Raw genomic sequence first — 567 nt, 5'->3', positions numbered from 1 at the left:
AAGTAAAAGAGTTAAAAGTATGATTCGATACTTTAAGCGAGCATAATGGTGCAGAAGATGATATTTCTATTATTTATGAGCATATGCCACAAATTAATCCTATTGAAACAGAAACTGAGTTAGTAATTTTGTATGAAGAACCTGAATTTTTAATTACTGATTTAACTACTAACGTAGGACATAGACAAGGTATTCATCATTACATGAACCCTGCTTACAGAGTAAATAACGATGGATACGATCTTGCTGGTGAACTTGGATTTGCTAGCCTACCTATCGCAGCAGATTCAAGAAATGTAAACTTGAATAAGAAAGTTATTGTTAACGGTGACGGATTTGTTTCTAACTATACTAAACAATATTCTGTAAAATCTAAATTAGATAAACCTTTCTTAGCTATTGGTAGATGGTTAGTAATGACTCCTGATGAAGAATTAAGATTATTAATTGTAAGCTATTTAGTTACTAATGGTCAAGTTGAGACAGGACAAGGTGGAGTTGCTATTCTTGTTCCTGTTGAAGGAAGACCTATGTTAAACGCTGATGAATATGAGTATGGTGAGAATG

General features: G+C 32.6%; 1 protein-coding gene. It reads left to right on the top strand.

The window, feature by feature from the left end; all coding sequences use genetic code 11:
• Window positions 1–83: 83 nt before the first annotated feature.
• Window positions 84–567, top strand: a 484-nt coding sequence (locus tag ETC00_RS19570; RefSeq protein ID WP_171567715.1) for a hypothetical protein, incomplete at its 3' end; no start/stop codon positions are given.

The sequence above is a fragment of the Brevibacillus sp. MCWH genome, assembly GCF_013096935.1.
GTDB classification, from domain to species: Bacteria; Bacillota; Bacilli; order Brevibacillales; family Brevibacillaceae; genus Brevibacillus; species Brevibacillus aydinogluensis.
The sequence above is the reverse complement of the archived record's forward strand: the minus strand, read 5'-3'. Positions and strand labels throughout refer to the sequence as shown.